At 73.5% G+C, this 26,324-nt stretch carries 24 protein-coding genes; 18 read left to right on the top strand and 6 right to left on the bottom strand.

Annotation, left to right across the window (positions count from 1 at the left end; all coding sequences use genetic code 11):
* Positions 1-290: 290 nt before the first annotated feature.
* Positions 291-1,598: an aspartate aminotransferase family protein gene (locus tag GA0070611_RS12410; RefSeq protein ID WP_091662951.1), complete on the top strand. Its 1,308-nt coding sequence runs from the start codon at positions 291-293 to the stop codon at positions 1,596-1,598.
* Positions 1,595-3,085 carry a CoA-acylating methylmalonate-semialdehyde dehydrogenase gene (locus GA0070611_RS12405; protein ID WP_091662946.1) on the top strand — a complete coding sequence of 497 codons (1,491 nt, stop codon included), beginning with the start codon at positions 1,595-1,597 and terminating at the stop codon, positions 3,083-3,085. Before GA0070611_RS12410 ends, GA0070611_RS12405 begins: the two co-directional genes overlap by 4 nt.
* On the opposite strand, the gene GA0070611_RS12400 is transcribed toward GA0070611_RS12405, so the two are convergent.
* Positions 3,057-4,466 (bottom strand): acyltransferase family protein, encoded by a 1,410-nt coding sequence (locus GA0070611_RS12400; RefSeq protein WP_091662942.1) that lies wholly within the window; start codon positions 4,464-4,466, stop codon positions 3,057-3,059. The genes GA0070611_RS12405 and GA0070611_RS12400 overlap by 29 nt on opposite strands.
* 209 nt (positions 4,467-4,675) lie before the next feature.
* Between GA0070611_RS12400 and ngcE (GA0070611_RS12395) the strand changes: the two genes are divergently transcribed.
* The 7 genes from ngcE (GA0070611_RS12395) to GA0070611_RS12365 all read left to right on the top strand — a co-directional run bounded on the left by ngcE (GA0070611_RS12395) (position 4,676) and on the right by GA0070611_RS12365 (position 9,783).
* The gene (gene ngcE, locus GA0070611_RS12395; protein WP_091662939.1) at positions 4,676-6,094 is read left to right on the top strand and encodes an N-acetylglucosamine/diacetylchitobiose ABC transporter substrate-binding protein; all 1,419 of its coding nucleotides are present in this window, start codon (positions 4,676-4,678) and stop codon (positions 6,092-6,094) included.
* 64 nt (positions 6,095-6,158) lie between these two features.
* Positions 6,159-7,067: a carbohydrate ABC transporter permease gene (locus tag GA0070611_RS12390; protein ID WP_091662935.1), complete on the top strand. Its 909-nt coding sequence runs from the start codon at positions 6,159-6,161 to the stop codon at positions 7,065-7,067.
* Positions 7,064-7,972, top strand: coding sequence for a carbohydrate ABC transporter permease (locus tag GA0070611_RS12385; protein WP_091662929.1), 909 nt, complete (start codon positions 7,064-7,066; stop codon positions 7,970-7,972). The genes GA0070611_RS12390 and GA0070611_RS12385 overlap by 4 nt, the downstream gene beginning before the upstream one ends.
* Positions 7,973-8,072: 100 nt before the next feature.
* Positions 8,073-8,609 carry a DUF2076 domain-containing protein gene (locus tag GA0070611_RS12380; RefSeq protein WP_091662925.1) on the top strand — a complete coding sequence of 179 codons (537 nt, stop codon included), beginning with the start codon at positions 8,073-8,075 and terminating at the stop codon, positions 8,607-8,609.
* A 109-nt stretch (positions 8,610-8,718) separates the two neighbouring features.
* Positions 8,719-9,093 carry a VOC family protein gene (locus GA0070611_RS12375; RefSeq protein ID WP_197675914.1) on the top strand — a complete coding sequence of 125 codons (375 nt, stop codon included), beginning with the start codon at positions 8,719-8,721 and terminating at the stop codon, positions 9,091-9,093.
* A 1-nt stretch (position 9,094) separates the two neighbouring features.
* A complete protein-coding gene (locus GA0070611_RS12370) occupies positions 9,095-9,409 on the top strand; it encodes an ArsR/SmtB family transcription factor (RefSeq protein WP_091662915.1) in 315 nt (104 codons plus the stop codon).
* Complete coding sequence (locus GA0070611_RS12365) at positions 9,406-9,783, top strand: SRPBCC family protein (protein ID WP_197675913.1); 378 nt, start codon at positions 9,406-9,408, stop codon at positions 9,781-9,783. The genes GA0070611_RS12370 and GA0070611_RS12365 overlap by 4 nt, the downstream gene beginning before the upstream one ends.
* Before the next feature lie 461 nt (positions 9,784-10,244).
* Here GA0070611_RS12365 and GA0070611_RS12360 read toward each other — a convergent pair whose 3' ends face one another.
* Entirely contained in the window at positions 10,245-11,234 is a 990-nt protein-coding gene (locus tag GA0070611_RS12360; protein WP_091662911.1) for an N-acetylglucosamine kinase, read from the bottom strand.
* 155 nt (positions 11,235-11,389) lie between these two features.
* On the opposite strand from GA0070611_RS12360, the gene GA0070611_RS12355 reads away from it, so the two are divergent.
* From GA0070611_RS12355 to GA0070611_RS12325, 7 genes are all read left to right on the top strand, one after another.
* Positions 11,390-12,337 (top strand): MurR/RpiR family transcriptional regulator, encoded by a 948-nt coding sequence (locus GA0070611_RS12355; RefSeq protein ID WP_091662908.1) that lies wholly within the window; start codon positions 11,390-11,392, stop codon positions 12,335-12,337.
* Entirely contained in the window at positions 12,334-13,083 is a 750-nt protein-coding gene (locus GA0070611_RS12350) for an SIS domain-containing protein (RefSeq protein WP_091662905.1), read from the top strand. Before GA0070611_RS12355 ends, GA0070611_RS12350 begins: the two co-directional genes overlap by 4 nt.
* A 25-nt stretch (positions 13,084-13,108) precedes the next feature.
* Positions 13,109-14,524, top strand: coding sequence for an N-acetylglucosamine/diacetylchitobiose ABC transporter substrate-binding protein (gene ngcE, locus GA0070611_RS12345; protein ID WP_091662902.1), 1,416 nt, complete (start codon positions 13,109-13,111; stop codon positions 14,522-14,524).
* A 23-nt stretch (positions 14,525-14,547) separates the two neighbouring features.
* The gene (locus tag GA0070611_RS12340; protein ID WP_091662899.1) at positions 14,548-15,489 is read left to right on the top strand and encodes a carbohydrate ABC transporter permease; all 942 of its coding nucleotides are present in this window, start codon (positions 14,548-14,550) and stop codon (positions 15,487-15,489) included.
* A gap of 13 nt (positions 15,490-15,502) precedes the next feature.
* Positions 15,503-16,459, top strand: a complete 957-nt coding sequence (locus tag GA0070611_RS12335; protein WP_091662895.1) for a carbohydrate ABC transporter permease — start codon at positions 15,503-15,505, stop codon at positions 16,457-16,459.
* Positions 16,460-16,633: 174 nt separating this feature from the next.
* Positions 16,634-18,307 carry a bifunctional 3'-5' exonuclease/DNA polymerase gene (locus tag GA0070611_RS12330; RefSeq protein ID WP_407940421.1) on the top strand — a complete coding sequence of 558 codons (1,674 nt, stop codon included), beginning with the start codon at positions 16,634-16,636 and terminating at the stop codon, positions 18,305-18,307.
* Positions 18,308-18,450: 143 nt separating this feature from the next.
* Positions 18,451-19,044, top strand: a complete 594-nt coding sequence (locus tag GA0070611_RS12325) for a nucleotidyltransferase family protein (RefSeq protein ID WP_091662887.1) — start codon at positions 18,451-18,453, stop codon at positions 19,042-19,044.
* An 83-nt stretch (positions 19,045-19,127) separates the two neighbouring features.
* On the opposite strand, the gene GA0070611_RS12320 is transcribed toward GA0070611_RS12325, so the two are convergent.
* Positions 19,128-20,042 carry a LysR family transcriptional regulator gene (locus GA0070611_RS12320; protein ID WP_091662884.1) on the bottom strand — a complete coding sequence of 305 codons (915 nt, stop codon included), beginning with the start codon at positions 20,040-20,042 and terminating at the stop codon, positions 19,128-19,130.
* 73 nt (positions 20,043-20,115) lie between these two features.
* Here GA0070611_RS12320 and GA0070611_RS12315 point away from each other — a divergent pair, with 73 nt between their 5' ends.
* Positions 20,116-21,369, top strand: coding sequence for an MFS transporter (locus tag GA0070611_RS12315; RefSeq protein ID WP_091662879.1), 1,254 nt, complete (start codon positions 20,116-20,118; stop codon positions 21,367-21,369).
* Positions 21,370-21,469: 100 nt separating this feature from the next.
* Positions 21,470-21,961, top strand: coding sequence for a hypothetical protein (locus tag GA0070611_RS12310; RefSeq protein WP_091662875.1), 492 nt, complete (start codon positions 21,470-21,472; stop codon positions 21,959-21,961).
* Positions 21,962-21,968: 7 nt separating this feature from the next.
* Here GA0070611_RS12310 and GA0070611_RS12305 read toward each other — a convergent pair whose 3' ends face one another.
* From GA0070611_RS12305 to GA0070611_RS12295, 3 genes are all read right to left on the bottom strand, one after another.
* The gene (locus GA0070611_RS12305; protein WP_091662870.1) at positions 21,969-22,778 is read right to left on the bottom strand and encodes a metal-dependent hydrolase; all 810 of its coding nucleotides are present in this window, start codon (positions 22,776-22,778) and stop codon (positions 21,969-21,971) included.
* 208 nt (positions 22,779-22,986) lie between these two features.
* Entirely contained in the window at positions 22,987-24,816 is a 1,830-nt protein-coding gene (locus GA0070611_RS12300; RefSeq protein ID WP_091662867.1) for a serine/threonine-protein kinase, read from the bottom strand.
* Between the two features lie 79 nt (positions 24,817-24,895).
* The gene (locus tag GA0070611_RS12295; RefSeq protein ID WP_091662864.1) at positions 24,896-26,221 is read right to left on the bottom strand and encodes a glycosyltransferase family 4 protein; all 1,326 of its coding nucleotides are present in this window, start codon (positions 26,219-26,221) and stop codon (positions 24,896-24,898) included.
* Positions 26,222-26,324: the final 103 nt, after the last annotated feature.

The raw sequence follows: 26,324 nt of genomic DNA, 5'->3' as shown, positions 1-26,324 counted from the left end.
CGGTCCGCCGCGCCGGCACCGCCGGGTCGTCGCCGCCCTGCCGACCCGGTCCGCGCCGCGGGCCGGGCGAGGCGGAGGCCGCCGCCGTCTGTGCTGCGGATCGAGTGGCGACACGGGCCTTGGGCCAGCGGAAACCCGCGCGATCGGGCGCGGTGGCTCCGGAAACCGCAACGAGGACGGTTGACGTGCTGTCAGGTCCGGTGGGTCGCTGCGCTACACCGTGACAGTTGTCCCGCCCGACGGGCGGTGGGACCGTGCGGGGGACCAACCGCCGCTGAAGGGTGCGCCGCATGACCTCCGACGACCTCCTGGCCCGGCACCGGGCCGTGCTCCCGTCCTGGATGCCGCTCTACTACGCCGAGCCGCTCGAACTGGTCGCCGGCTCCGGTCGCCGGGTGACGGACGCGCAGGGGCGCAGCTACCTGGACTTCTTCGGCGGCGTGCTGACCAACATGATCGGCTACGACATCCCGGAGATCCGCGAGGCGGTCGAACGGCAGCTGCGCACCGGCATCGTGCACAGCTCCACCCTCTACCTGATCCGGCAGCAGGTGGAGCTGGCCGAGAAGGTCGCCCGGGTCTCCGGCATCCCGGACGCGCGGGTGTTCTTCACCAACTCCGGCACCGAGGCGAACGAGGCGGCGCTGCTGTTCGCCACCAACCACCGCCGCTCGCACCAGATCCTCGCCGTGCGTAACAGCTACCACGGCCGGTCGTACGCGGCGATGGGGGTGACCGGCAACCGGAGCTGGTCGGCCAGCGCGCTCAACCCGCTCCAGGTGGCCTGGCTGCACTCCGGCGACCGGCTGCGCGGCCTGCTGGCCCGCCTCGACCCCGCCGACCGGGTCGAGGCGGCGGCGGAGGACCTGCGCGAGGTGCTCGCCACCCAGACCGCCGGGGACGTGGCCTGCCTGATCGCCGAGCCGATCCAGGGCGTCGGCGGCTTCGTGCACGGACCGGACGGGCTCTTCGCCGCCTGGAAGAAGGTGCTCGACGAGCACGGCATCCTGCTGATCAGCGACGAGGTGCAGACCGGCTGGGGGCGTACCGGCGAGCACTTCTGGGGCTACCAGGCGCACGGGGTCACCCCGGACCTGCTGACCTTCGCCAAGGGCATCGGCAACGGCTTCGCGCTGGCCGGTGTGGTGGGCCGGGCCGACGTGCTGGAGGCGGTGCCGGCGATCAGCTTCTCCACCTTCGGCGGCAACCCGGTCTCCACCGCCGCCGGCAACGCGGTGCTCGACTACCTGCTCGACCACGACCTGCAGGCCAACGCGGCGCGGGTCGGCGCGATCCTCACCGACGGGTTGCGCGCCGCCACCGCCGACATCGACCGCGTGGCCGAGGTACGCGGCAAGGGCCTGATGCTCGGCGTGGAGTTCGTCCGGCCGGGCGGCACCGAACCCGACCCGGCGCTCACCACCCGGGTCTTCGAGGCGTGCCGGGCCGGCGGCCTGCTGGTCGGCAAGGGCGGCCTGCACGGCAACGTGGTGCGGATGGGGCCACCGCTGACCCTCACCGAGGACGAGGCCCGTGAGGGCCTGGCCATCCTGGTCGAGGCGATCCGTTCCTGCGTCGCCGAGGCGGTGGCCGCATGACCCGCATCGGGCACTTCGTCGACGGCAAGCGGACCACCGGTGACTCGGAGCGGCACGGCGACGTCTTCGACCCGGCCACCGGCCGGCGTACCGGTCAGGTCGCGCTGGCCTGCGCCGCGGACGTGGCGGGCGCGGTGGAGGCCGCCGAGCGCGCCGCGCGGTCCTGGCGGGACGCCTCGCTGGCCCGGCGGACGGCGGTGCTCTTCGCCTTCCGCGAGCTGGTGCACGCCCGCCGCGACCGGCTCGCCGAGGTGATCACCGCCGAGCACGGCAAGGTGCTCGCGGACGCCGCCGGCGAGGTGCAGCGCGGCCTGGAGGTGATCGAGTACGCCTGCGGCATCCCCTCGGCGCTGCGCGGCGGGTTCAGCGAGAACGTCTCCACCGAGGTCGACTCGTACAGCCTGCGGCAGCCGCTGGGCGTGGTGGCGGTGATCTCGCCGTTCAACTTCCCGGTGATGGTGCCGCTCTGGTTCGTCCCGGTGGCGGTCGCCTGCGGCAACGCGGTGGTGCTCAAGCCCAGCGAGAAGGACCCGAGCGCGGCGCTGCTGCTGGCCGAGTGGTTCACCGAGGCGGGCCTGCCCGACGGCGTGCTGAACGTGGTCAACGGCGACAAGGAGGCGGTCGACGCGCTGCTCGACCACCCGGGCGTGCGGGCGGTGTCGTTCGTCGGCTCCACCCCGGTCGCCCGGTACGTGCACCAGCGCGGCGCGCTGGCCGGCAAGCGGGTGCAGGCGTTGGGCGGTGCGAAGAACCACATGGTGGTGCTCCCCGACGCCGACCTGGACCTGGCCGCCGACGCGGCGGTCAACGCCGGGTTCGGCTCGGCGGGGGAGCGGTGCATGGCGATCTCCGCGCTGGTCGCGGTGGAGCCGGTCGCGGACGCCCTGGTGGCCCGGATCGCCGAGCGGATGGCCCGGCTGCGCACCGGCGACGGCCGGCGGGGCTGCGACATGGGCCCGCTGGTCACCGCCGCGCACGCCGAGCGGGTCCGCTCCTACGTGGAGTCCGGCGTCGCGGCCGGCGCGGTGCCGGTGGTGGACGGTCGCACGGTCACCCCGGACGGGGACGCCGACGGCTACTGGCTCGGCCCGACCCTCTTCGACCACGTCACCCCGGACATGTCGATCTACACCGACGAGATCTTCGGGCCGGTGCTGAGCGTGCTGCGGGTCGGCTCGTACGACGAGGCGGTGGAGCTGGTCAACGCCAACCCGTACGGCAACGGCACGGCGATCTTCACCAACGACGGCGGCGCGGCCCGGCGCTACCAGCACGAGGTGGAGGTCGGCATGATCGGCATCAACGTGCCGATCCCGGTGCCGATGGCGTACTACTCGTTCGGCGGGTGGAAGGCGTCGCTCTTCGGCGACCTGCACGCGCACGGCGCCGACGGGGTCGCCTTCTTCACCCGGGGCAAGGTGGTCACCAGCCGCTGGCTCGACCCCCGGCACGGCGGGGTCAACCTCGGCTTCCCCACCCAGACCTGAGCAGCCGCAGCATCCCCGCCCCGGCCAGGTACGCCACCAGCGCCGGGGCGGGCAGTCCCAGCGGTTCGGGGGCGGCCTTGCGGGTGAGGCTGTTCAGCAGCAGCCCGGCGACCACGCCCGCGTACCCGGCGACGGCCAGCCCGGTGACCGCCGCCGCGCGGGCCGACCCGCCCGGCCGGGCGGTGCCGGCCGGTTCGGCGCTGCCCGGCCCGGGCGACCCGGGCCGGCCGGGGCCGGCCGCGACGCGGCGGGTGCGGGCCTCGATCGGGCCGAAGACGGCGACCAGCGCGGCCAGCACCACGGCGAGCGCGGCCAGCCAGGGGATCCGCCAGGCCCACCAGGCCGCCGAGCCGACCCCGGGAGTGGGCAGCAGGCCGAGCGCGTCGAGCAGTCCGACCAGCAGCACCGCCGCCGTGAGGTGCCAGAGGAAGACGGTGAGCACCACCGCGTTCACCGCGATCACCGCCTGCCAGGGGCCGCTGCGGCGCAGCCACCGTTCGGCCGGCCCGCGCAGCAGCAGGATCAGGCCGAGCTGGGCGGTGGCCGCGGCGAGCAGCGCGAGGCTGGGCGGGGCCGCGTTGTCCAGCCGCTCCCCGGGCACGGTGAGCAGCACCACCGGGTACGGGCCGGGCACGGTCAGCAGCACCAGCGCGCCCAGCCCGCCGGCGCCGAGCAGCGCCCCGGCCCGCCGGGACAGCGGCAGCCGCCGGCGGCGGGGCAGCTCCGGGGTACGGGCGTCGTACCAGGCGAAGCCGAGCTGGTGCACGGCCAGCCAGCCGAACAGGTAGTTGCCTCCGGCGAGCCCGGCCGGCCCGAGCAGGCGGCCCAGGTCGCCGAGCGCCACCAGCGCGACCAGCACCACCGGTACGGCCAGCCCGAAGCGTCGGTGCAGCGCGTACATCGGCGGGGTGAGGGGCACCACCACCAGGTAGGCCACCAGGAACCAGAGGGGGATGGTGGCGAACCAGACCACCGTGCGCACCTGGGTCGGGTCGGCGTGCCGGAGTGTGGCGAGCCCCGCGCCGGCCGCCAGCACCAGCACCAGCGCGGTGGTCGGACGGATCAGCCGGGCGCTGCGGTCGACCAGCCAGCCGGTGGCGTCGCCACCCCGGCGCCGGCGGGCGGTCAGCGAGGCGGCGTTGGCATAGCCGCCGACCAGGAAGAAGACCGGCATCACCTGGGCCACCCAGGTCAGCGGCCAGGCCCGGGGCAGGTCGCCGAGCGCGGAGTGCCCGGTCGGTCGGCCGGCCCGGTCGTGGCCGATGACGGTGACGCCCCAGTGACCGAGAACGACCATCGTGATGGCGAGCGCCCGGAGCAGGTCGAGGTAGCGCTCCCGCCCGGCCGGCGTGCGCTCGGCGAGCTGCCGCAGGCGGCGCATGGGCCCAGGCTATGCCAGTCGGTACGGACCGGTGGTGATAACGGTTCGGTCGTCGGGTCTTGTGGTCCCCGTCGCACTGTCGTAGAAATTCTTCAGCAACATTCGTCCAACTGAAGATGAGCGACAACCGACACCTCCGTGCCTCGACGCCGCGGCCGCCGTCCCCCAGTTCTCCGGCGGGCCGCCCGTTCCCGAACCGAGGAGCTGCCATGAACAGACGTGACATCCTGCGGCGCAGTGCCGCAGCGGGCCTGCTCGCCACCCCCGCCGCCGGGCTGCTCTCCGGCTGCGCCATGTCCGACGGCGACGACAAGAAGAGCGACTCCGGTGCCTACAAGGGCACCAAGAGCGAGCAGAACCCGCTCGGGGTCAAGGAGGACGCCCCGCTCGAGGTGGTGATCTTCAACGGCGGCTTCGGCGAGGAGTACGCCAAGGCCCACGAGGCCATGTACAAGGAGAAGTACCCGAAGGCGGAGATCAAGCACTCCGCGACCCAGGAGATCAACAAGACGCTCCAGCCGCGCTTCGTCGACGGCACCCCGCCGGACGTGGTGAACAACTCCGGCGCCGGCCAGATCGACTTCAACGGCCTGGTCAGCCAGAACGCCATCGCCGACCTGACCGAGCTGCTCGACGCCCCCAGCCTCGACCAGCCCGGCAAGAAGGTGCGCGACACGCTGCTGCCGGGCGCGGTGGAGGTCGGCTCGTACGACGGCAGGTTCCTGGTCCTCAACTACACCTACACGGCGTACGGGATCTGGTACTCCACCAAGACCTTCACCCAGCGCAACTGGCAGTACGCCAAGACCTGGGACGAGCACATCGCGCTCTGCCGGCAGATCAAGGCCGCCGGCATCGCCCCCTGGACCTACGCCGGCAAGCACCCCCGCTACATGAGCTGGCCACTGATCGCCACCGCGATCAAGTTCGGCGGCCCGTCGGTGGCGACCGCGATCGACAACCTGGAGCCGAACGCCTGGAAGTCCGACGCCATGAAGGCGGCGGCCGACGCCTGGTACCAGATCGTCAAGGACAAGTTCATCCTGGACGGCTCGCCCGGCCTGGACCACGTCCAGTCGCAGACCGCCTGGTGCCAGGGCAAGGCCGCCTTCATCTCCTGCGGCTCCTGGCTGGAGAACGAGCAGGCGAAGGTCACCCCGGCCGGCTTCGACATGACCATCGCGCCGACGCCGAGCCTGGGCAGCGGCGACAAGCTGCCGTTCGAGGCGATCCGGGGCACCGCCGGCGAGCCGTTCATGGTGCCGGCCAAGGCGAAGAACGTCGCCGGCGGCCTGGAGTACTTCCGGGTGATGCTCTCCAAGAAGGGCGCGCAGGACTTCACGAAGAAGGTCGCCAGCCTCAGCGTGGTGGCCGGCGCGACCGACGGGGCCCAGCTGCCGTACGGCCTGACCACCGTGGTCAAGGCGCTGGAGGCGTCCGGCAGCAACGGCTTCAACTGGGTCTACAACAACTACTACCGCAAGCTGGAGCGCGAGCTGGTCGACGCCGCCTGCGGCGAGTTCTTCAGCGGCCGCAGCACGCCCGCCGAGTTCCTCGACGCCTGCCAGAAGGGCGCCGACTCGATCGCCCAGGACAGTTCGATCAAGAAGTACAAGCGGGCCGCGTGACGCCCGGCCGGTGGGGGCGCCGACCGCGTCCCCACCGGTCCGCCGCTGGGAAGAGGTCCTTCTGGTGAGACATGGCAAGTACCCGCTGATCATCACGTTCCTGCTGCCGCCACTGCTGCTCTACGGCGTCTTCGTGCTCTCGCCGTACCTGCAGGCGTTCCAGATCTCCACCACCAACTGGCTCGGCTACTCCGCGCAGGCAGACCCGGTGGGGCTGGCCAACTTCCGCACCCTGCTGCACGACGGCCAGGTGTGGAACGCGGTGAAGAACAACGCCATCATGCTCGCGGTGGTGCCGGTCGTGACCATCGCGCTCGGCCTCTTCTTCGCCACCATGCTCACCATGGGCGGCCGCAAGGGGCGGGCCGGGGTCACCGGCGTACGCGGCACCGCGGTCTACCGGATGGTCTACTTCTTCCCCCAGGTGCTCTCGGTGGTGATCATCGCGCTGCTCTGGAAGGAGGTCTACCACCCCAACAACGGCCTGCTCAACGGCGCGCTTCGCGCCTTCGGCCTGCCCGCGCCCACCTGGCTCGGCGACCCGCGCACCGCCTTCTGGTGCGTCCTGGTCGTCATGATCTGGAGCAACGTCGGCTTCTACGTCGTGCTCTTCGGGGCCGCCATGTCGGCCATCCCGCGCGACATCTACGAGGCGGTGATGCTCGACGGCGCCTCCCGGCTGACCACGCTGCGCCGGATCACCGTCCCGCTGCTCTGGGACACCGTCCAGGTCGCCTGGATCTACCTGGCCATCGCCGCGCTGGACGGGTTCATCCTGGTCCAGCAGATGACCAACGGCGGCCCCAACTTCTCCTCCGACGTGATCGGCCTGCGGATGTACGAGACCGCGTTCGGCAGCGAGAGCAAGTTCGGGTACGCCTCGGCCATCGGCGTGGTGATGCTGTTCCTGACCCTGTCGGTGGCGGTGCTGGCACTGCGTACCGCCCGTCGCGATCGGATCGAGTACTCGTGACCACCCTGGAACGACCCACCACCGAAGGGGGCCGGCAGCCCGGACCGGAGCGGGTCGGCGACCGGCCACCGCGCCGGGAGCGCGGGGTCGGCAACCTGCTCTCGCACGGATTCCTGCTGGTCTGGGCGGCGCTGACCGCGCTGCCGCTGCTCTGGATGTTCGTCAGCTCGTTCAAGAGCGACGGCGAGATCCTCGCCGACCCGTGGGGGCTGCCCGGGGCGCTGCGGTTCGAGAACTGGTCCCGGGCCTGGACCGAGGCGCACATCGGCCGGTACTTCCTCAACAGCGGCGTGGTGGTGGCCGGCTCGCTCACCCTCACCATGCTGCTCGGCGCCACCGCCGCGTACGTCTTCGCCCGCTACGAGTTCCGCGGCCGGCAGGTCTTCTACTACCTGTTCGTCGGCGGGATGATGTTCCCGGTCTTTCTCGCCCTGGTGCCGCTCTTCTTCGTGGTGCGCAACGCCGGGCTCTTCGGCACCTGGACCGGGCTGATCCTGGTGTACGCGGCGTACTCCCTGCCGTTCACGGTCTTCTTCCTGACCGCGTTCTTCCGGACCCTGCCCACCTCGGTCGCGGAGGCCGCGCTGATCGACGGGTGTGGTCACTTCCGGCTCTTCTTCCGGGTGATGCTGCCGATGGCGCGACCGGGACTGATCAGCGTGGCGATCTTCAACTTCCTGAGCCACTGGAACCAGTTCATCCTGCCCCAGGTGCTGATGCAGGGCGACGACTCCAAGTGGGTGCTGGCGCAGGGGCTCACCGCGCTCGCGGTCAGTCAGGGCTACCAGGGCGACTTCAGCGGCCTCTTCGCCGGGCTGACCATCGCCACCCTGCCGGTGCTGGCCGTGTACGTCGCCTTCCAGCGCCAGATCCAGACCGGACTCACCGCCGGCCAGCTCAAGTGAGGTGGTGGTGAGGTGGTGGTTGCCACAGGCAACGGGGCAGCGCGGTCGATGATCGACCCTCTATCGTGGGCCGGCACCTTCATCGATTGACAGGAATCACATGTTTCTCCTCATCTACGAGTTGCTGCTGCTGCTCGGCGGCATCGCGATGGTCGTCATCGGCCTGGCGGTCAAGGAGCAGTCGACCCTCTCGCGGGTCCTCGACGTCGTCTTCGGCATCATCTTCTTCTGCTACGGCTTCTACCTCATGTTCCTCTTCGAGGGCGGCCGGTACCGCGTCTTCATCTACGCCTTCATCCTGCCGATCCTGCTGATCGTGCGGGCCTTCAAGGCCCGCAAGGAGGCCCGGGAGCAGGAACAGGCGCACCAGTTCGTCGGCGCGCCCCAGGCCGGGCCGTACGGCCAGCCGGGCCAGGTCGCTCCCGGCTACCCCGCTGCCCCCGGGCAGCCCGCCCAGGGCTGGCCGGCCCAGCCGGGTCAGCCCGCCGGTTACGGCCCGGGTCAGCCGGCCGGCTACGGCGAGGGCCAGGCGCCGCAGCAGGGTTACCCTGCCCACCCGGGCCCGCAGCCGCAGTACGGCCAGCCGCAGGCCCAGTACGGCCAGCCGCAGCCGCCGCAGGGGTACCCGCAGGGCTGACGGGGGCACCCGCGCCACCGCGCGGCACCACGTCGCGGGCCGGTCGACCACGTCGGCCGGCCCGCGTTAGGCTTGACCGGTAGGAAATTCCCTACCTATTGTGGCCGGCATGACCGTGACCCACGTGCAGCTCGTCTCGGTGCCCGTCAGCGACCAGGACCGGGCCCGGGACTTCTACCTCGACGTCCTCGACTTCGACCTGATCTTCGACAACCCGATGGGGCCGGACGGCGGCCGCTGGGTCCAGGTCGCGCCGAAGGGCGCGGCGACGGCCCTCACCCTGGTCACCTGGTTCCCGACCACGCCGCCCGGCTCGCTCAAGGGGCTGGTGCTGGAGACCGACGACCTGGACGCCGACGTGGCCCGGCTGCGGGAGCGTGGCGTCGCCCTCGCCGGCGACATCCGGACCGCCCCCTGGGGCCGGTACGTCACCTTCGACGACCCGGACGGCAACGGCATCGTCCTGCAGTCCACCCGGGTCTGACGTGGCGGACGTCTTCGCCGCGCTGGCCAACCCCACCCGGCGCGAGTTGCTGCGGCTGCTGCTCGAACGGGGTGAACAGCCGGTGCAGCAGCTGGCCGACCACTTCGACATGCGCCGGCCCAGCCTGTCGGAGCACCTGCGGGTGCTCAAGGACGCCGGCCTGGTCACCGAGCAGCCGATCGGACGGCAGCGGTTCTACGCGCTGCGCCCCGAGCCGCTGCGCGAGGTGGCCGACTGGCTCGGCCCGTACGAACGGTTCTGGCGGGCCCGCCTGCTCGACCTGCGCGAGGTGCTGGACGGGCTGCCCGATGAGTGACCCGACCACCGTGGCGGGTGGACCGGTTCCTGGCCCACCCGCCGGCCAGGATGTGGCGCGCGCTGACCGATTCTGATCTGCTGGCCCGTGGGTTGATGCCGAACGACTTCCGCCCGCTGCCCGGGCACCGGTTCCGCTTGCGCACCACGCCCCGGCCCGGGCAGGGTTTCGACGGGGTGGTCGACTGCGAGGTGCTGGAGATCGACGAGCCGCGCCGGACGCGGTGGGCCTGGCGGGGCACCCGGCTCTTCCTGGAACACTCCGGATTCGACCCGGACGACTCCGTCCAGCGCCGTACGTTCACCCTGCTCGACGGCGGTTGGCGCGGCCACGTCTGGCCCCGCCTCGCGGGAGTGCTCGTCGAGACCGCCTGACCCGCGCCGTGAGGTGCGGTCCGGGACGGCCGAGCCGACCCCGCCGGTCACCGTCGCGCCGGCCGTAGCCGCGCCGCCCGTAGCCGCGCCGCCCGTAGTCGTGCCGGCCGGCGACGGGTTGTTGCCCGCTACAAACTTGATGTCGCCAACGAGTCGCCGGCGGTGCCGTCGATGCCTCGTCTTCGGTGATCCGTCTGCGTCATCAAGTTTGCAGCGTCCGGCACGACCTCCGTGTCGGCGGCGACCCCTGGTTCCGGGCTTCGCGAGACGGCCGACCGCGCAGGTCGGCGTTCGCGCCGGTGTGCTGGCGCCCAGATGTTCGGACGGCGCGGCGGCCGGGTGGCACCCCGTCCGGGGTGGCGCGTCTGCGGGGCGGCGTCCGCGGGGCGCTGCATCCTCGGCCGGGGTCCGCGCAGCGCGGCCCGCGTGGGCGCCGCGTCCGCGTGCCCGGGGCTCGACGGTCAGGTCGCGGCGGGCACCAGCCTCGCGTGCAGGGCCGCCGGATCGGTGACCCCGGGCAGGTCGCGGGCGGCCAGCCAGGCCGCCGCGGCGGCGCCGTCGCCGGCGGCGTGCAGCGGCGCGTCCGGCCAGCGGCGGGCCAGTTCGGCGCGGACCGCGTCGGCGAGCGGGGTGTCGCCGGTGAGCAGCCCGCCGCCGAGCACCACCGGGTCGGTCGCGCCGGCCGGCCGGATCCGGCCGGCGCTCTCGACGAGCAGCGTGGCGGCCTCCGCGACGAGCGCCGTGGCCACCGGCTCGCCGGCGCGGGCGGCGGTCACCACCAGCGGCGCGAGTCGGGCCAGTTCCACCGGCGGGCGTCGGGTGACCACCTGCACCACGGCGTCGACCGTGGCGCGCGACGGGTCGGCAACGGCGGGGGAGCCGGTCAGTTCGGCGAGCACCGGGCCGGTCAGGTCGCCGGGCCGCTGGCCCCGGTCCAGGTCGGACAGGAGCCGGCGGACCGCCTCCCGGCCGAGCCAGAACCCGGAGCCGGCGTCGCCGAGCAGCCAGCCGTGCCCGTCCGCGACGCGGTCCAGGCGCAGTTCGTGGACCTGCGCGGCGATCGCGCCGGTGCCGGCGATGAGCACCGTGCCGTCCGGCGACGCGGTGCCGGAGGCGTACGCGACGAGGGCGTCGCCGTGCACCGCGTACGGGCAGCGCAGCCCGGCGTCGGACCAGGCCCGGTCGAAGGCGGCGCGGCCCTGCGGGTCGGCGAGGAGCCGGCCGGCCCCGGCGAGCCCGATGGTGCCGGCGCGGACCCGGCCCGGGTCCACCCCGGTGAGGGCGGCCCGCAGGGCGGCCAGCAGCTCTCCGGCGGCCCGCTCGGCGCCGTGGCTGGTCGGGTTCCCGCCGCCCGCCCGGCCGGTGCCCAGGCGTACGCCATCGAGGGTGACGGCGGCCGCGCGGGTGGACGTACCCCCGATGTCGAGGCCGACCACGACGGTGTCGGACATGGTCCTCATGCTGGTCGGCCCCGCTCCGGGGCGCAAGATCCGGATCGTGCGGCAGGTAACAGTTTGAAAACTTCACCCACGGTCTTGACACGGAGGGGCCTTCAGTAAGAACTTTTACCACTAACAGTTAACACTCTTTTCCGAAAGGCGAGCCGATGGCCGAGCAGCAGGTGGAGACCGCCGCGGCGACCGCGGTGGTGGACGCCGAGCCGGCCGAGCGGCGGACCGTCGACGGGGTGCTGGCCAGGGTCCGGGCCGGCCTCGGCGACCTGACCGGGGCGCTGCGCCGGGTCGCCGAGCACGTGCTCAGCGACCCGGAGGCGGCGGCCCGGGCGACCATCGTGGAGCTGGCCGAGCGCAGCGGCACCTCCCCGGCGACCATCACCCGGTTCTGCCGGGCGATGGGCTTCGAGGGCTACGCCGACCTGCGGCTCGGCATCGCCGCCGAGACGGGCCGGGCCCGCTCGGCCGGCTGGACGGTGGACATCGGCCGGGAGATCCAGCCCGGCGACCCGCTGTCCCGGGTGCTCGACCAGATCATGGCCGCCGACACCCGGGCCATGCACGACACCGCCGCGCTGCTCGACCTCGCCGAGGTGGAGAAGGCGGCGGTGGCGATCGCCGGGGCGAGCCGGGTCAACATCTTCGGGGCCAGCGGGAGCGCGCTGGTCGGCGAGGAGATGCAGTTCAGCCTGCACCGCATCGGGGTGGCCGCGTGGGCGTGGAGCGACGTGCACGAGGGGCTGGCCAGCGCCGCGCTGCTCGGCGTCGGCGACGTCGCGCTGGGCATCTCGCACACCGGCCAGACCCGGGAGACGATCGAGCTGCTCGCCGAGGCCGGCAGCCGGGGCGCCACCACGGTCGCGCTGACCGGCTTCCCCCGCTCGCCGCTGGCCGAACTGGCCGACATCGTGCTGCTCACGGCCAGCCAGGCCACCACCTTCCGGCCGGACGCGCTCTCCGCCCGGCACCCCCAGCTCGTGGTGCTCGACCTGCTCTACATCGCGGTGGCGCAGCGCACCCACGACCGCGCCCACGCGGCCTTCCGGCGTACCGCCCAGGCCGTCGACGGGCACAAGGCCGCGAAGGGGGCCCTCTCATGATCAGTGCCCAGCGGTACGCCGACGCCGTCCGCCCGGTGCTCGACCGCCTCGTCGACACGCAGGTCGAGGCGGTGGACCGGGCGGCCGACCTGATCGCCGCCGGGCTGCGTCGCGGCGGCGTGCTCCAGGCGTTCGGCGCCGGTCACTCCGAGGCGTTCGCCGCCGAGCTGGTGGCCCGGGCCGGCGGCCTGGTGCCGACCAACCGGCTCTCCCTGCACGATCTCGTGCTGCACGGCGACGCGCCCCGCGACGTGCTCGCCGACCCGAAGCTGGAACGCGACCCGAGCGTGGCGCACCAGCTCTACGCCCTGGCCGCGCCGCAGCCCGGGGACGTGTTCGTGGTCGCCTCCCAGTCCGGCATCAACGGCTCGGTGGTCGAGCTGGCGACGCTGGTGCGGGCGGCCGGCCATCCACTGATCGCGGTCACCTCGGTCGAGCACACCGCCCGGGTCACGCCCCGGCACCCCTCCGGGCACCGGCTCGCCGACCTCGCCGACGTCGTGCTGGACAACGGCGCGCCGTACGGCGACGCACTGCTGCCGCTCGAGGGCGGCGGCGCGGTCTGTGCGGTCTCGTCGGTCACCGCGGCGCTGCTGGCGCAGCTGCTGACCGCCGAGGTCGTACGACGGTTCCACCAGGCCGGGGAGGTACCCCCTATCTACCTCTCCGCCAACGTCCCCGGTGGGGACGAGCACAACCTCGCCCTCGAGTCGCGGTACGCCGGGCGTCTCCGGCGGACCGCCTGACCCGACACCACAAGGAGAGACAGAGATGTCGGTTACCCCCGAGAAGTCCGGCGACCTCAGCCGCCGGACCCTGTTGCAGCGCGCCGCCGCGGCCGGCCTGATCGCGATCCCGGCCGCCGGGCTGCTCAGCGCCTGCGCGGGCAGCGAGCCGAGCAAGTCCGACAGCGGCAGCGGCGCCGCCAAGAGCAAGGACAACCCGTTCGGCGTCAAGGACGGCAGCGCCGTCAAGGTGGTCGTCTTCAACGGCGGGCTGGGCGACCAGTGGGCCAAGGAAGACAAGGTCATCTTCAGCGCCAAGCACCCGAAGATCACGGTCAACATGTCTTCCACCCAGAAGATCAAGACCGAAGAGCAGCCGAAGATGGCGACCCAGCCCAGCGACCTGGTGATGAACTCGGGCGCCGACATGATGGACCGCAGCACCCTGATCAACGAGGGCGCCATCGAGCCGCTCGACGACCTGCTCACCGCGCCCGCCTGGGACGGCGAGGGCACCGTCGCCGACTCGCTGCTGCCCGGCACCGTCGGGGACGGCACCCAGAACGGCAAGTTCTACGTCGTCAACGTGGCCTACACGGTCTGGGGCAACTGGTACAACGCCGCGCTGTTCAAGAAGGAGGGCTGGCAGGCCCCGACCACCTGGGACGAGTTCTTCGCCCTGGCGCCGAAGATCAAGGCCAAGGGCATGGCGCCGTACGTGCACGACGCGGTGCACGGCTACTACCCGCGCTGGGGCCTGTTCGCGAGCATCTGGAAGGCGGTCGGCAAGCAGGCCGTCATCGACATCGACAACCTCAAGGACGGCGCCTGGAAGGCCGACGGCATCGTCGCGGCGCTCCAGCCCTGGGAGAAGCTGGTCAAGGACAAGCTGCTGCTGCCGGGCAAGCTCGACCACACCCAGTCGCAGCAGGCCTTCCTCGACGGCAAGGCGGCCTTCATCCAGGTCGGCACCTGGCTGAAGAACGAGATGGCGTCGACCATCCCGCCGGGCTTCGAGCTGACCCTCTCCGACTACTGGAGCAACAGCGGCGACAAGGCCGCCAAGGACGTCTTCGCCGGCTCCGGCGAGGGCTTCGTGGTGCCCAGCAAGGCCCCCAACAAGGAGGCCGCGAAGGAGTTCCTGCGGGCCATCCTGTCCAAGGCCGGCTCGGCCAAGTTCGCCGAGCTGACCAAGTCGCTGGCCTCCACCAAGGGCTCCGGCGACAACGTCCAGGACACCGCGCTGGCCTCGGCGAACACGCTGATGAAGAACGCCTCCGCCGACCTGATCTCGGTGAAGTTCCCGGACTTCTACGCCGACCTGGACAAGGAGAGCCAGAACCTCTCCGAGGAGCTGATGGCCGGCCGGCTCACCGCGCAGCAGTTCGTCGACAAGATGCAGGCGGCCGCCGACAAGGTCGCCAAGGACTCGTCGATCAAGAAGCAGACCCGTACCGCCTGACAACCGTCGAGGAAGTGAGTCCAATGCGGCACGGAGTCGCGCGTTTCGTCACGGGCTTCCTGGCCCTGCCCGTCGCGCTGTACCTCTTCTACGTGGTGTGGCCGTTCGCGCAGGCGGCGGGATACTCGTTGACCGACTGGGGTGGCTACTCGGATTCCCAGCGCTTCGTCGGGCTGGACAACTACGTCCGGCTGTTCTCCGACGAGTTGATCCGGAAGGCGTTCTGGCACAACGTGTTCTTCCTGGTCACCGTGCCGCTGTTCACGATCGCGCTGGCCCTGTTCCTCGCGTTCCTGCTCAACGTGGGCGGACGCGAGGACAGGGCCGGCATCCGCGGGGTGTTCGGGTCCGGCCTCTACAAGGTCGTCTTCTTCTTCCCGCAGGTGCTGTCGCTGGTGGTCATCGCCGTGATGTGGCAGCAGATCTACCGCAGCGACAACCAGGGGCTGATCAACGGCCTGCTCATCAAGATCGGGCTGGTCGACCCGCAGAACCCGATCGCCTTCACCGCCGACCCGGAGCCGTTCCTCGGCATCCCCGCGGTGCTCTGGTGGCTGCTGCTCATCGCGGTGTGGAGCGGCGCCGGCTTCTACATGGTGCTCTTCTCCGCCGCCATGCAGTCGATCCCCAAGGACATCTACGAGGCGGCGATCCTGGACGGCGCCGGCCGGTTCCACACCTTCTTCAAGGTGACCCTGCCGCTGCTGCGGGACAGCATCTCGGTCGCCTGGGTCTACCTCGGCTTCATCGCGTTGGACATGTACGCGCTGGTCTTCGTCATGACGCCGAGTCAGGGCGGCCCGAACCACGCCAGCGAGATCTTCGCCTCGGTGATCCAGTTCAACGCCTTCCAGAAGGGCCAGTTCGGCTACGCCTGCGCGATCGCGGTGGCGCTGGCCATCTTCACCATCCTGCTGGCCGCCCTCCAGTTGAGGATCACCCGCCGTGACCGGATCGAGTTCTGAGGAGGCCTGGACGATGAGCACGGTGACCCACTCCTCCGGACGCACGCGCCCCGACGCGACCCCGCCGGCCGGGCCGGACGCGGGCCGGCGTGCCCGCCCCACCGGCACCGGCCTCGGCGGCCGGATCTTCAACGGCTTCTCGCACCTGTTCCTCGCGGTCTGGGCGATCATGGTGATCTACCCGCTGCTCTGGGTGGTGATGTCCGCCCTCAAGACCGACTCGGAGGTGATCCGCGAGCCGCTGTCGTTGTTCCCCCGCTCGTTGCAGTGGGACAACTTCGCCCGGGCCTGGACGGCCGGGATCGACAGCTTCTTCCTGAACACGCTGCTGGTGCTGGTCTTCAGCGTGACGCTGACGATGCTGCTCGGCTCGATGGCCGCGTACGCCCTGGCGCGCTTCGAGTTCCGGGGCAACCGGCTGATCTACTGGATGTTCCTGTCCGGGCTGACCCTGCCGATCTACCTGGCCGCGGTGCCGCTGTTCAAGGGGGTCTACAACACCGGCGTCAGCCTGCCGCTGCTCGGCCCGAACAAGCACCTCATGCTGATCCTGGTCTACGTGGCCTGGTCGTTGTCGTTCACGATCTTCTTCATGCACTCGTTCTTCCGGACGCTGCCCGACTCGATCGCCGAGGCGGCACAGGTCGACGGGGCCTCGCACAGCCGTACCTTCTTCAGCGTCATGCTGCCGATGGCCAAGCCCGGCCTGATCAGCATCGGTATCTTCAACGTGCTCGGCCAGTGGAACCAGTGGTACCTGCCGACCCTGCTCATGCAGTCGGTGGCCGGTGAGCCGAAGCACCAGGTGATCGCCCAGGGGTTGATCGAGCTGTCGGTCAACCAGGGGTACAAGTCCGACTGGTCCGGTCTCTTCGCCGGGGTCACCATGGCGATGCTGCCGGTGCTGATCGTCTACGTCGTCTTCCAGCGCCAGGTCCAGTCCGGCCTGACGGCCGGCGTCGGCAAGTAACCGCGCGCGCCGGCGAGGGCGTCGGCGAGGGCGCAGTTTCACGGAAAGAGTGGCCATTCCGCGTCGGATGGCCACTCTTTCCGTGAAAGAGGGCGCTGCCGAACGGGGCGGGTGGGTGAGCGGGGCGGGGTGGGGCGGCCGGGAGTGTCGCAGGGGCGAGGCAGAATCGGGTTCGTGCTGGTGGGGGTGGTGGCGGACGAGCGGGGCGGGGGTGAGCTGCAACCCCTGGACCCGGCCGGGCGGCCGGTCGGTCCGGTCGAGCCGGTGGCCGACCTGGCCGCCGCGGTGACCGCCCGGGAGGCCGCCGAGCGGCCGCGCTGGGTCTGGGGCAGCGGCGCGACGCTCTACCCGACGCTGCTGCGCGCCGGCGTCCGGCTGGAACGCTGCCACGACGTCGAGCTGACCGAGGCGCTGCTGCTGGGGCACGCCGGCCGCTGGGGCGAGCCCCGCTCGCTCGCGGCGGCCTGGGCCCGGCTGACCGGCGGGCCCGTCCCGCCGGACCCGGTGCCCCGCCCGCCGGAGCCGCCCGGCCACGGCCAGGGCGCGCTCTTCGACCCGCCGTCGGGCCCGCCCGGTCCGGGCATCACGGCCCTGACCCGGGTGTACGCCGACCAGCTCGGTCGGATCGGGCAGACCGGGCACCCGGGCCGGTTCCGGCTGCTGGTGGCCGCCGAGTCGGCCGGCGCGCTGGTCGCGGCGGAGATGGCGGCGAACGGGCTGCCCTGGCGGGGCGACGTGCACGACGGCATCCTCGCCGAGCTGCTCGGTGAGGCGTCCCCGGTCGGCGGGCCGCCCCGCCGGCTGGCCGAGCTGGCCGCCCGGATCGCCGCCGCCTTCGGCGTACGCCGGCTGCACGCCGACTCCCCGGCGGAGCTGTTGAAGGCGTTCGCCCGGGCCGGGGTGGAGCTGCCGAACACCCGGGCCTGGGTGCTGCGCGGGGTCGAGCACCCGGCGGTGCCGCTGGTCCTGGAGTACAAGGAGCTCTACCGGATCTGGACGGCGCACGGCTGGGCCTGGCGCGACGCCTGGGTCTCGGCCGGCCGGTTCCATCCCGAGTACGTGCCGGGTGGGGTGGTCTCCGGCCGCTGGGCGACCCGGGGCGGCGGGGCGCTGCAGATCCCGAAGGTGATCCGCCGGGCGGTGGTGGCCGACCCGGGCTGGACGTTCGTGGTGGCCGACGCCGGTCAGCTGGAGCCCCGGGTGCTCGCCGCGGTCTCCGGCGACGAGCGGCTGGCCGCCGCAGGTGGCGCCGGTGACCTCTACGCCGCGCTGGCCCGGGACGCCTTCGCCGGCGACCGGGCCCGGGCCAAGGTGGCGCTGCTCGGCGCGATGTACGGGCAGACCGGCGGTGCGGCGGTGCCGGCGTTGGCGGTGCTCAAGCGCAACTATCCGACCGCCTTCGGGTACGTGGAGGCGGCCGCCCGCACCGGCGAGGCGGGTGGGCTGGTGCGGTCCTGGTTGGGGCGTACCTGCCCGCCCGGGTCGGTCGGCTTCGCCGACGGCGAGGAGGCGGACCCGGACGCCGGGGCCGATCCGCAGTCGCCCCGGGCCCGGGCGGCCCGGTCCCGCGGCCGGTTCACCCGCAACTTCGTCATCCAGGCCACCGCCGCCGAGTGGGCCTCCACGCTGCTGGCCACACTGCGCACGGCGCTCGCCGGCACCGGGGCCGAGCTGGTCTTCTTCCAGCACGACGAGGTGGTGGTGCACTGCCCGGTCGAGCGGGCCGAGGCGGTCGCCGCGGCGGTCAGCGGGGCGGGGGCGCGGGCCACCGCGCTGCTCTTCGGGGACACCCCGGTCCGGTTCCCGCTGGATCTGTCCATCGTCGACTGCTACGCAGACGCGGCATAATTATACAAATTTCCGTTTTGCCCCGCCACTCGGCCCCGGGCGCGCTCGTTGCATCCGGTGTGCGTACGACGGGACGGACCGGACGCGGCTGCGCCCGGTCCGTCCCCCTGGTCGAGGGGGCACCGCTGAACCGGATCGCAGGAATGATCATCGCCGCTGGTGGGGGCCGCCGGATCGGTGGACCGGAGGCGCTGCTGCACCAGGGCGAGAAGCCACTGGTGCGCCAGTTGATCGACACGATGGGCGAGGCCGGCTGCGAGCAGGTCGTGGTCGTGCTGGGCGCGGCGGCCGAGCAGGTCCGCCAGACGACGGACCTGACCGGGGCGACCGTGGTGGTCAACCGGGCCTGGGGGACCGGCGTCGGCTCCTCGATCCGGGCCGGCCTCGCCGCCCTCACCGACGACGGCATCGAGGCGGTGGTCGTGGTGCCCGTCGACATGCCCGGGCTGACCGTGACCGCGGTCCGGCGGGTGACCGCCCTGCCGTACCCGGACGTGCTGGTCTGCGCCACCTACGACGGGCTGCGCGGCTACCCGATGCTCTTCGGTCGCCGGCACTGGGCCGGCATCGCCACCCTGGCCAGCGCCGACGTCGGGGCCCGGCCGTACCTGCTGGCGCACAAGGACCAGATCGTCGACATCTCCTGCGACTCGGTGGCCGACGGCAGCCGGATCGACAGCCCGGAGCTGATGGCGCTCTACGGACTCTCCATCCCGGAGCAGCGGGTCGGGGCCTGAGGCGGGTCGCCCACGACCCGCACGAGCTGCGCCGGCCCCGGTCGTGGCGCTGACCTTTCCCGGTGGGTCGACCGCGGCGTGGGCTACGCCCGGACCCTGCCGGCGGAGTGGGCCGTCGCCGAGGGCCGACCGCCGGACGGAGGGTCCAGACCGAGCCGGCCGGCCAGCTCGCCCGCCAGCGCCGCCAGCGCGGCCGGCGTCGGCCGCCGGGTGACCAGGAAGAGGGTGAAGCGACCCGGCACGGGCGCCGGGGCGACCTGCTCGTCCTGGGTCGCGTACGCGAGCGCGAGCCCGCGCGGCAGCACCACCGGGCAGCCGAGCAGCCGGCCCATCCGTACCGCGGTCTCGCCGGTCGCGGCCGGTCTCGGCCGGGCACCGAGTTCGGCGAGGCGCCGGTGCAGCGCCTCGGCGGACGTGTCGTAGGTGTGCGCCACCACGTCGAGGCCGGCGAAGGGCCGGCGTTCGCCGCCGAGCCCCACCCCGCTCGGGGTGAGTACGGCCAACCGGTCGGTGGCGACCGGGGCCGCTGTCGTCGTGGCCGGCAGCCGCAGCTGGTTGGCGATGGTGACGAAGGCGGCGTCCAGCGAACCCTCGCCGACCCACTCGACCAGCCGGTTGCCGTGGTCGGTGACCTGATGGACGGTCGCGTCGCGGAGCAGCTCGACCAGCGCGGGGAAGAGCCACGCCGCGAGGCTCGGGAAGGTGCCGACGCTCAGGACGTCGCCCCGGGCGGCCGCGCGGGTCCGGTCGAAGATCGCCTCCAGGTGATCGAGGACGCGCACCGCCTCCTTGGCCAGCGCCCGACCCGCCGGAGTCGGGCGCGCCCCGGTGGTGTCCCGGTCGAAGAGCCGTTCCCCGATCCGCCGCTCCAGCGCCGCCAGCCGGTTGCTCGCCGCCGGCTGGCTGATCCGCAGCTCCCGGCCCGCAGCGCCGAGGGAGCCGTGCCGCGCCAGCGTCGTTACGAGCCGTAGGTCCTCGACGGAGGGTAGGGAGCTCATAGGCCCAGATTATGAGTCCGAGGGTTGAATCGGCGGCTACCGGGCCATCCACCGGCACCAGAGGATCGAGTCCGTGAACACCCGCCGGGACATCGCCGCCATGCTCACCACCACCTTCGTCTCCTGGTTGGGGCAGCGCACCACCGCCGTCGCGCTGCCTCTGGTCGCGCTCGCCGAGACCGGCTCCGCCTGGACCACCGGTCTGGTGGGCGGCGCGGTCGGGCTGCCCATGCTCACCTCGGCCTGGTGGGCGCGTGGCCTCCGGCAGCGCCTGACCAGCGGACGCGCCCTCGCCGGGGTGCTCGCGATCCAGGTGCTCGGCCTGCTCGTCATCCCGGTCGGCGCGGCCGCGGGCACCGTCGGCCCGGTCCATCTGATCGCCGCCGGACTGGTGACCGGCGGCGCCACCACGCTCGGCGCGCCGGGCCAGCGGGCCCTGCTCGCCGACCTCTCCGCCGACCCCGACGCGGCCGCCCGGGCGCTGGCCTGGCAGGACTTCGCGCACCGCAGCACCATGATCGTGGCACCGCCGCTGGCCGGCTGGGCGATCACCGTCGACGGACCGTTCCGGCTGTTGTGGGCGGAGGCGGGCGGCGTCGCCCTCGGCGCCGCCCTGCTGCTGACCGTACGTGGCACCGCGGCGCCCGAGGCCGACGGTCGGGCCGCCGGCGCTCCGGCGCTACGGCACGTACTGGCCCGGCATCCCGAGGTACGGCGCGCGGTGATCATGGCCGGCGTCGGCGGCCTCACCTGGTTCGCCTTCTCCCTCGGGCTGGCCATCCTCGGTGCCGAGACCGGCCGGCCCGGGCTGCTCGTCTCGGCCGGCATGACCGGCTACGGCGCCGGTTCGCTCGCCGGGGCGCTGCTCGCGCCGGTGCTGGTACGCCGGCTGCGGCCGCTCGCGACCATGGCGGCCGGCTGGGTCCTGCTCGGCGCGACCTTCGCCGCACTGCCCGCCGTCACCTCGTCGCTGCCGCTGATCGCGGCCCTGGCCGCGCTCGGCGGCTTCGCCATGCCGTTCGGCATCGGCGCGCTCCACCGGCTGATCACCACGAGCACCGAGGGCGCGGAACGGCGGGCCGCCTTCGCCGCGGAGAGCCTGGTGCACGACGGCGCGGTCTCGGTCGGGCTGTTCGCCGGCGGCGCGGTCATCGGCCTGGCCGGCGCGGGTCCGACGCTGGTGGTCGCGGGCGCCGCCCAGGTCGCCGTGGGACTCCTCGCGGGCCCGACCCGCCGATTGGGTGCGGGTTCGGCGTGCCGCCTCCCACCCAGGCGCCGGGCACCGCGCTCAGGTCGTCGGCAGCCGGAACACCGCTCCACGCCGTGAGCCGCTGCCCGGGCGGCGCCGGCGCTGCCGGGTCACCCGGCTGGGATAGCCTCCATCGCGGACGGTCGCCCTCGCGGTGCCCGGGACGGGAGAGCCGCAGATGGTCGCCGCAGTGACGCGCCACCTGGTGGGGATGGCGGTGGCGTGGTCGGTCGTCGTCGCCGAGGCGGTGGTGGGCTACCTGGCCCTGCTCGGCTACGCCGTGGCCACCGACTCGGACCCGGGCGGCATGTTCGCCGGTCCGGTGCTGGTCCTGGTCGCCGCCATGTACGGCGTGCTGCTGCAACCGCTGCTGTTCCTGCCGGCCGTGGTGGTGGCCGAGACCGCCGGACGGCGCAGGGGGACCGGTCGGGTGCTGGCGGTGACAGCCGCCGTCGCGGCGACCCTGGCCGTCGGTTACGCGATCGCCGGCAGCGTCGCCTCGGACGCCCCGGCCGGCGAGGCCGCCGCTGTCGCCGCGATCGCCGCGCTCCTGGTCCTGCCGCCCGCCCTGGCCTACGCCGTCGCCGCGCGCGGCGTCCGCTGGACCGCCCGCCGGTGGGCCCGGCGGCGGGACGCCGCGACCGCGCTGATCGAGACCGAGGCGGGCTGAGCCGCGCTCAGACCTCGATGTTGAAGCGGTGCAGCACCGACGGGGCGACCAGGCCCACCGCGGCGAGCACCGCGAGCACGGTCAGCGCGGTACGCAGCACGATCGTCTCGGCCTTGCTGCCGGTCCGCAGCGCGATGCTGTTCGGCAGGCCGATCATCGTCCACATCCGCCGTTTGATCGGGATCGGCCAGAGGATCGGCACGCCGGCCCGGGTGATCATGTCGCCGAGGATGTGCACGAAGCAGCCCACCCCGACGGCGAGCCCGATCAGCGGGTAGCCCCGGTCGCCGGGCAGGTTGGCGAAGGTGAACCAGGCGGCCGCCGCCGAGGCGAGCGTGACGATCACCCAGCCGGCCCGCTCGGCCCACTCGTCGAAGAGCCCGCGCAGGGCCAGGCCGATCATGAAGAACAGGATGCTGACCACCGCCCACTTGCCGTAGTGGGCGCAGAGCGCGGTGGTGCCCCAGCCGACCAGCACGGTGAACGGGATGGTGTGGGTCAGCGTCCGGTGGCCGTTGTTGCGGCGCGGGTCCTTGCTCAGCTTCGTGGCGTAGTAGACGCCCAGCGAGATCTTCTCCATCACCTCGGCGACGAAGAGGCTGAACACCCCGAACGTCCGGGCCACCGTGGCACCGCCCTGGTTGCGGGTCACCTTGCCGGAGAGGTCGAGGTCGGGGAAGAGCGCCCCGCCCGCGCAGACCGCGGTGCCCACGGCGAGGGCCAGCGGCGTCTGGTGGTAGTCGGCGAACTGGTCCAGCGCCCAGGAGCCGGTCAGCCACACCGCCGCGCCGGACAGCGCGTGGGACGGTCCCATCATCTCGGCTCGCCCTCCCCAGAGATCTTGATCGCCCAAAACTACGCCACTGTAGTCAAGCCTCGGTCTCGCGGGGCATCAGCCGGACGGTCCACTGGAGAGCGGTCGGCGGCGGCCCGCCGGGCCACCAGGAAGTATGCCGTTGCGTCCCGGCGTGCCGGATATTTCTGTCGGGGTTGGGACGCGTGGCGGACGCCGGCGGCCCGCGACGTCAGCCGGCGGAGCGGGTGGACCGGGGCGGCCGGAAGCTCTGCCGCACCTCGGTGAACTGCCCGGCGGCGTCGCCCCAGTCGGCGTCGAGGGTGCTCCACCCGAGCGTCCAGCCGCCCGCCGCGCCGGGCAGCACCCGCACCGCGTGCAGCCGTTCCCCGTTCGGGGCGGTCCACCGGCACTCCCACTCGGCGCCGCCGCCGACCGGGGCCAGCCGGAGCGGCTGGTACTCGGGCAGCCGGCCGGTGTCGCGCAGCTCGCGCTCCGCCACCCGCAGCTCGGTGACCGGATCGGTGCCGCCCGAGTAGGGCTCGACGCCGAGGATCCGCCGGTGCGTCGGCTCGTAGAAGCAGGTGGCGCTACCCGAGCGCAGGTACCGCCAGTCGGCCGGGACCGCCAGCCGGAACGAGCCGGCCTCGCCGTACCAGATCCAGCCGGCCGGCAGCGTCACGTCGCCGTCGGTGGGGGACGGGCCCGGCCGCACCGGTTCGCCGACCACGTCCGGGCGGATGCAGGGGAACGGTGGCGGCGGCGGGGGGCCGCCCCGGCCGTCCGGCGGCGGACCGGGTCGCCCGTCGTGCTCCCACGGCTCGCCGGCCTGCCCGCGCGGGTCGTTCCCGGCCGGCGCGGTGCCCTCCCGGTCGGGCGCACCGGTGACCGCCAGTGCGGTGCCGACGCCGGCGGCCACGGCCACCACGAGCGCGCCCGCCGCGAGTCCCCAGCGGCGGGCCAGGGCCCGGCGGCGCGACCCGCCCGTCCCGGGACCGCGGTGACCGTCCGGGCCCGCCCCCTCGCCGTCCGGACCGGTGACCGGCGTCGGCCAGGCGCCCGGGCGGGGCGGGGGAGCCGGCACGACGCCCGGGTACGGGACGGACGCCGCCGCGGCGCCCGCGCCGTCCGCCGGCCCGGGCCCGGCGGGGAACGGTCCGCCGCCCGGACCGCGCGGGGGCAGCACCAGGGTGATCTCGTCGACCGGTGCGGACACCGGCCCGCCGGTCTGCGCCGAGCGGTTCCAGGCCGGGGAGGCGGCGGCGGCGAGCAGCCGGGCCGCCTCGTCGTGGCGCAGCCGGTGGCGCGGGTCGCGGCGCAGCAGCCCGACCAGCACCGGTGCCAGCGGCCCGGCGTGCGGGGCCGGGTCCGGCGGCTGGCTGGCCAGGGCGGTGAGCGTGGCCATCGCGGTGCTGCGCGCGTACGGCGACCGCCCCTCGACGGCGGCGTGCAGGGTGGCGCCCAGCGACCAGAGGTCGGCCTCCACACTGGACACCCCCTCGGCGGCGCGTTCCGGGGCCACGTACTGCGGCGAGCCGAGCACCAGCCCGGGGCGGGTCATCATGCCGTCGCCGCCGTCGAAGACGGCCAGCCCGAAGTCGGTGAGCAGCACCCGCCCGTCCCGGGCCAGCAGCACGTTCGCGGGCTTGACGTCGCGGTGCAGCACCCCGGCGTCGTGCGCGGCGCGCAGGGCGGCCAGCACGGCCAGCCCGATGCCGGCGGCGCGCCGGGGCGCCAGCGGGCCGTCCGTCTCGATGATCTCCTGCAGGGTGCGGGACGGGACGTACTCCATCACCAGCCAGGGGTCGTCGTCGACCTGGACCACGTCGTAGACGCGGACCACGTTGGGGTGGCTGAGCCGCGCCGCCGTGCGGGCCTCGCGCAGGGTGCGGGCGCGCAGCTCGTCGCGCTCGTGGGCGGCGAGCCAGTTCGGCGGCACCACCTGCTTCACCGCCACCTCGCGGTGCAGCATCTCGTCCCGGGCCCGCCAGACCCGCCCCATGCCGCCGCGGCCGACGAGGTCGAGCAGGCGGTACCGGCCGGCGATCACTACCTGCTGCACCCTTCTCCTCACCGCTGGTGGAGCGTCCACCATAGCCAACGGATCGGATCTCACCTATCGCCCGGGAGGGCGGCGCGGGTCAGCCGGCGGCCCCGGTGAACAGATTTCCGTCCGGCACCCGGACGGCGGATCGGCCACCCGACAGCAGCGCGGCGGCCCGCCGGGCGGTGAACGTGCCGTGCTCCCGGCGGGCGGTGGCGTAGCCGGCGGCGGTCCGGGCGGCGATGGCCGCCCAGCCGTAGCGTCGGGCGACCATGGTGCGGGCCCGGCGGGCCACCCGGCGGGCGAAGACCTCGTCGCCGAGCAGCCGGTCGACCGCGCCGGCCAGGGCGTCCGGGTCGCTGTGCGGGAAGGTCACCCCGGTCACGCCCGGCTCGACGATCTCGGCCAGCCCGCCGGTGTCGGCCACCGCCAGCGGCGCCCCGGCGGCGGCCGCCTCCAGGGCGATCATCCCGAACGGCTCGTACAGGCTGGGCACCACGGTGGTGTCGGTCGCCGCGAGCAGCGCCGGCAGCTGCCCGGCGTCGAGGAAGCCGGCGAACCGGACGGTGTCGTCGAGGTGCAGCCGCCGCGCCTGCTCGACCAGCTCCGACCGGTACGGGCCGTCGCCGGCGATCACCACCCGCAGCCCCGGGTGCCGCCGCCGCAGGTACGGCACGGCGTGCACCAGGTGCTGCACCCCCTTCTCGTAGACCAGCCGGCCGGCGTACCCGACCAGCGGGCCGGCACCGGCGAACCGGGCGCGGGCGGCGGCGACCGCGCGCGGACGGGCCTGCCAGGCCCGGTCGTCGACCCCGTTCGGCACCACGTCGACCCGCCCGGCCGGGACGTCGAACAGCCGGGTCACCTGCTCGCGCATGTACCCCGAGCAGGCGATCACCCGGGTCGAGGCGTTGCTCAGCCAGTGCTCGACGCCGTGGATGGTCCGGTTCAGCTCCGCCGGCAGCCAGCCCTGGTGCCGGCCCGCCTCGGTGGCGTGGATGGTGGTGACCAGCGGCAGGTCGAGGTGCTCGGCGAGGGTGACCGCGGTGTGCGCGACGAGCCAGTCGTGGGCGTGCACCACGTCGTAGCCGGCGGACTCGGTGGCGCGCAGCGCGGCCCGGGTCAGGGTGTGGTTGAACGCCATGGTCCAGGCCAGCAGCGAGTCGGTCGCGAGCGGGAACCGGACCGGGTCCTCGGCGGCGCGCAGCACACGCACGCCGTCGGCGTACTCCTCCAGGGGCGCGCCCTCGGCGTGCCGGGTGACCACGGTGACCTCGTGGCCGGCGGCGGCCAGGGCCACCGAGAGGGCGTGCACGTGGGTGCCGAGGCCGCCGACGAGCACCGGTGGGTACTCCCAGGAGAGCATCAGCACCCGTTGGCGCCGGGCGGGCTGGATGTCGATCACGTCGGCGTCGGCGGACATGCGGCCCCCTTTGAGTTGTGGTCCGCCCCGTACGGCGCGCCGCGGCCGGCGCGTCCCCGGGGTCGCCGCCCATCCTGCCGAGCGGTCGATAACCGGCGGAGAC

It is taken from the genome of Micromonospora auratinigra (assembly GCF_900089595.1).
Lineage (GTDB): Bacteria > Actinomycetota > Actinomycetes > Mycobacteriales > Micromonosporaceae > Micromonospora > Micromonospora auratinigra.
Note: the sequence above shows the minus strand (reverse complement) of the source record. Positions and strands in the feature narration are given on the sequence as shown.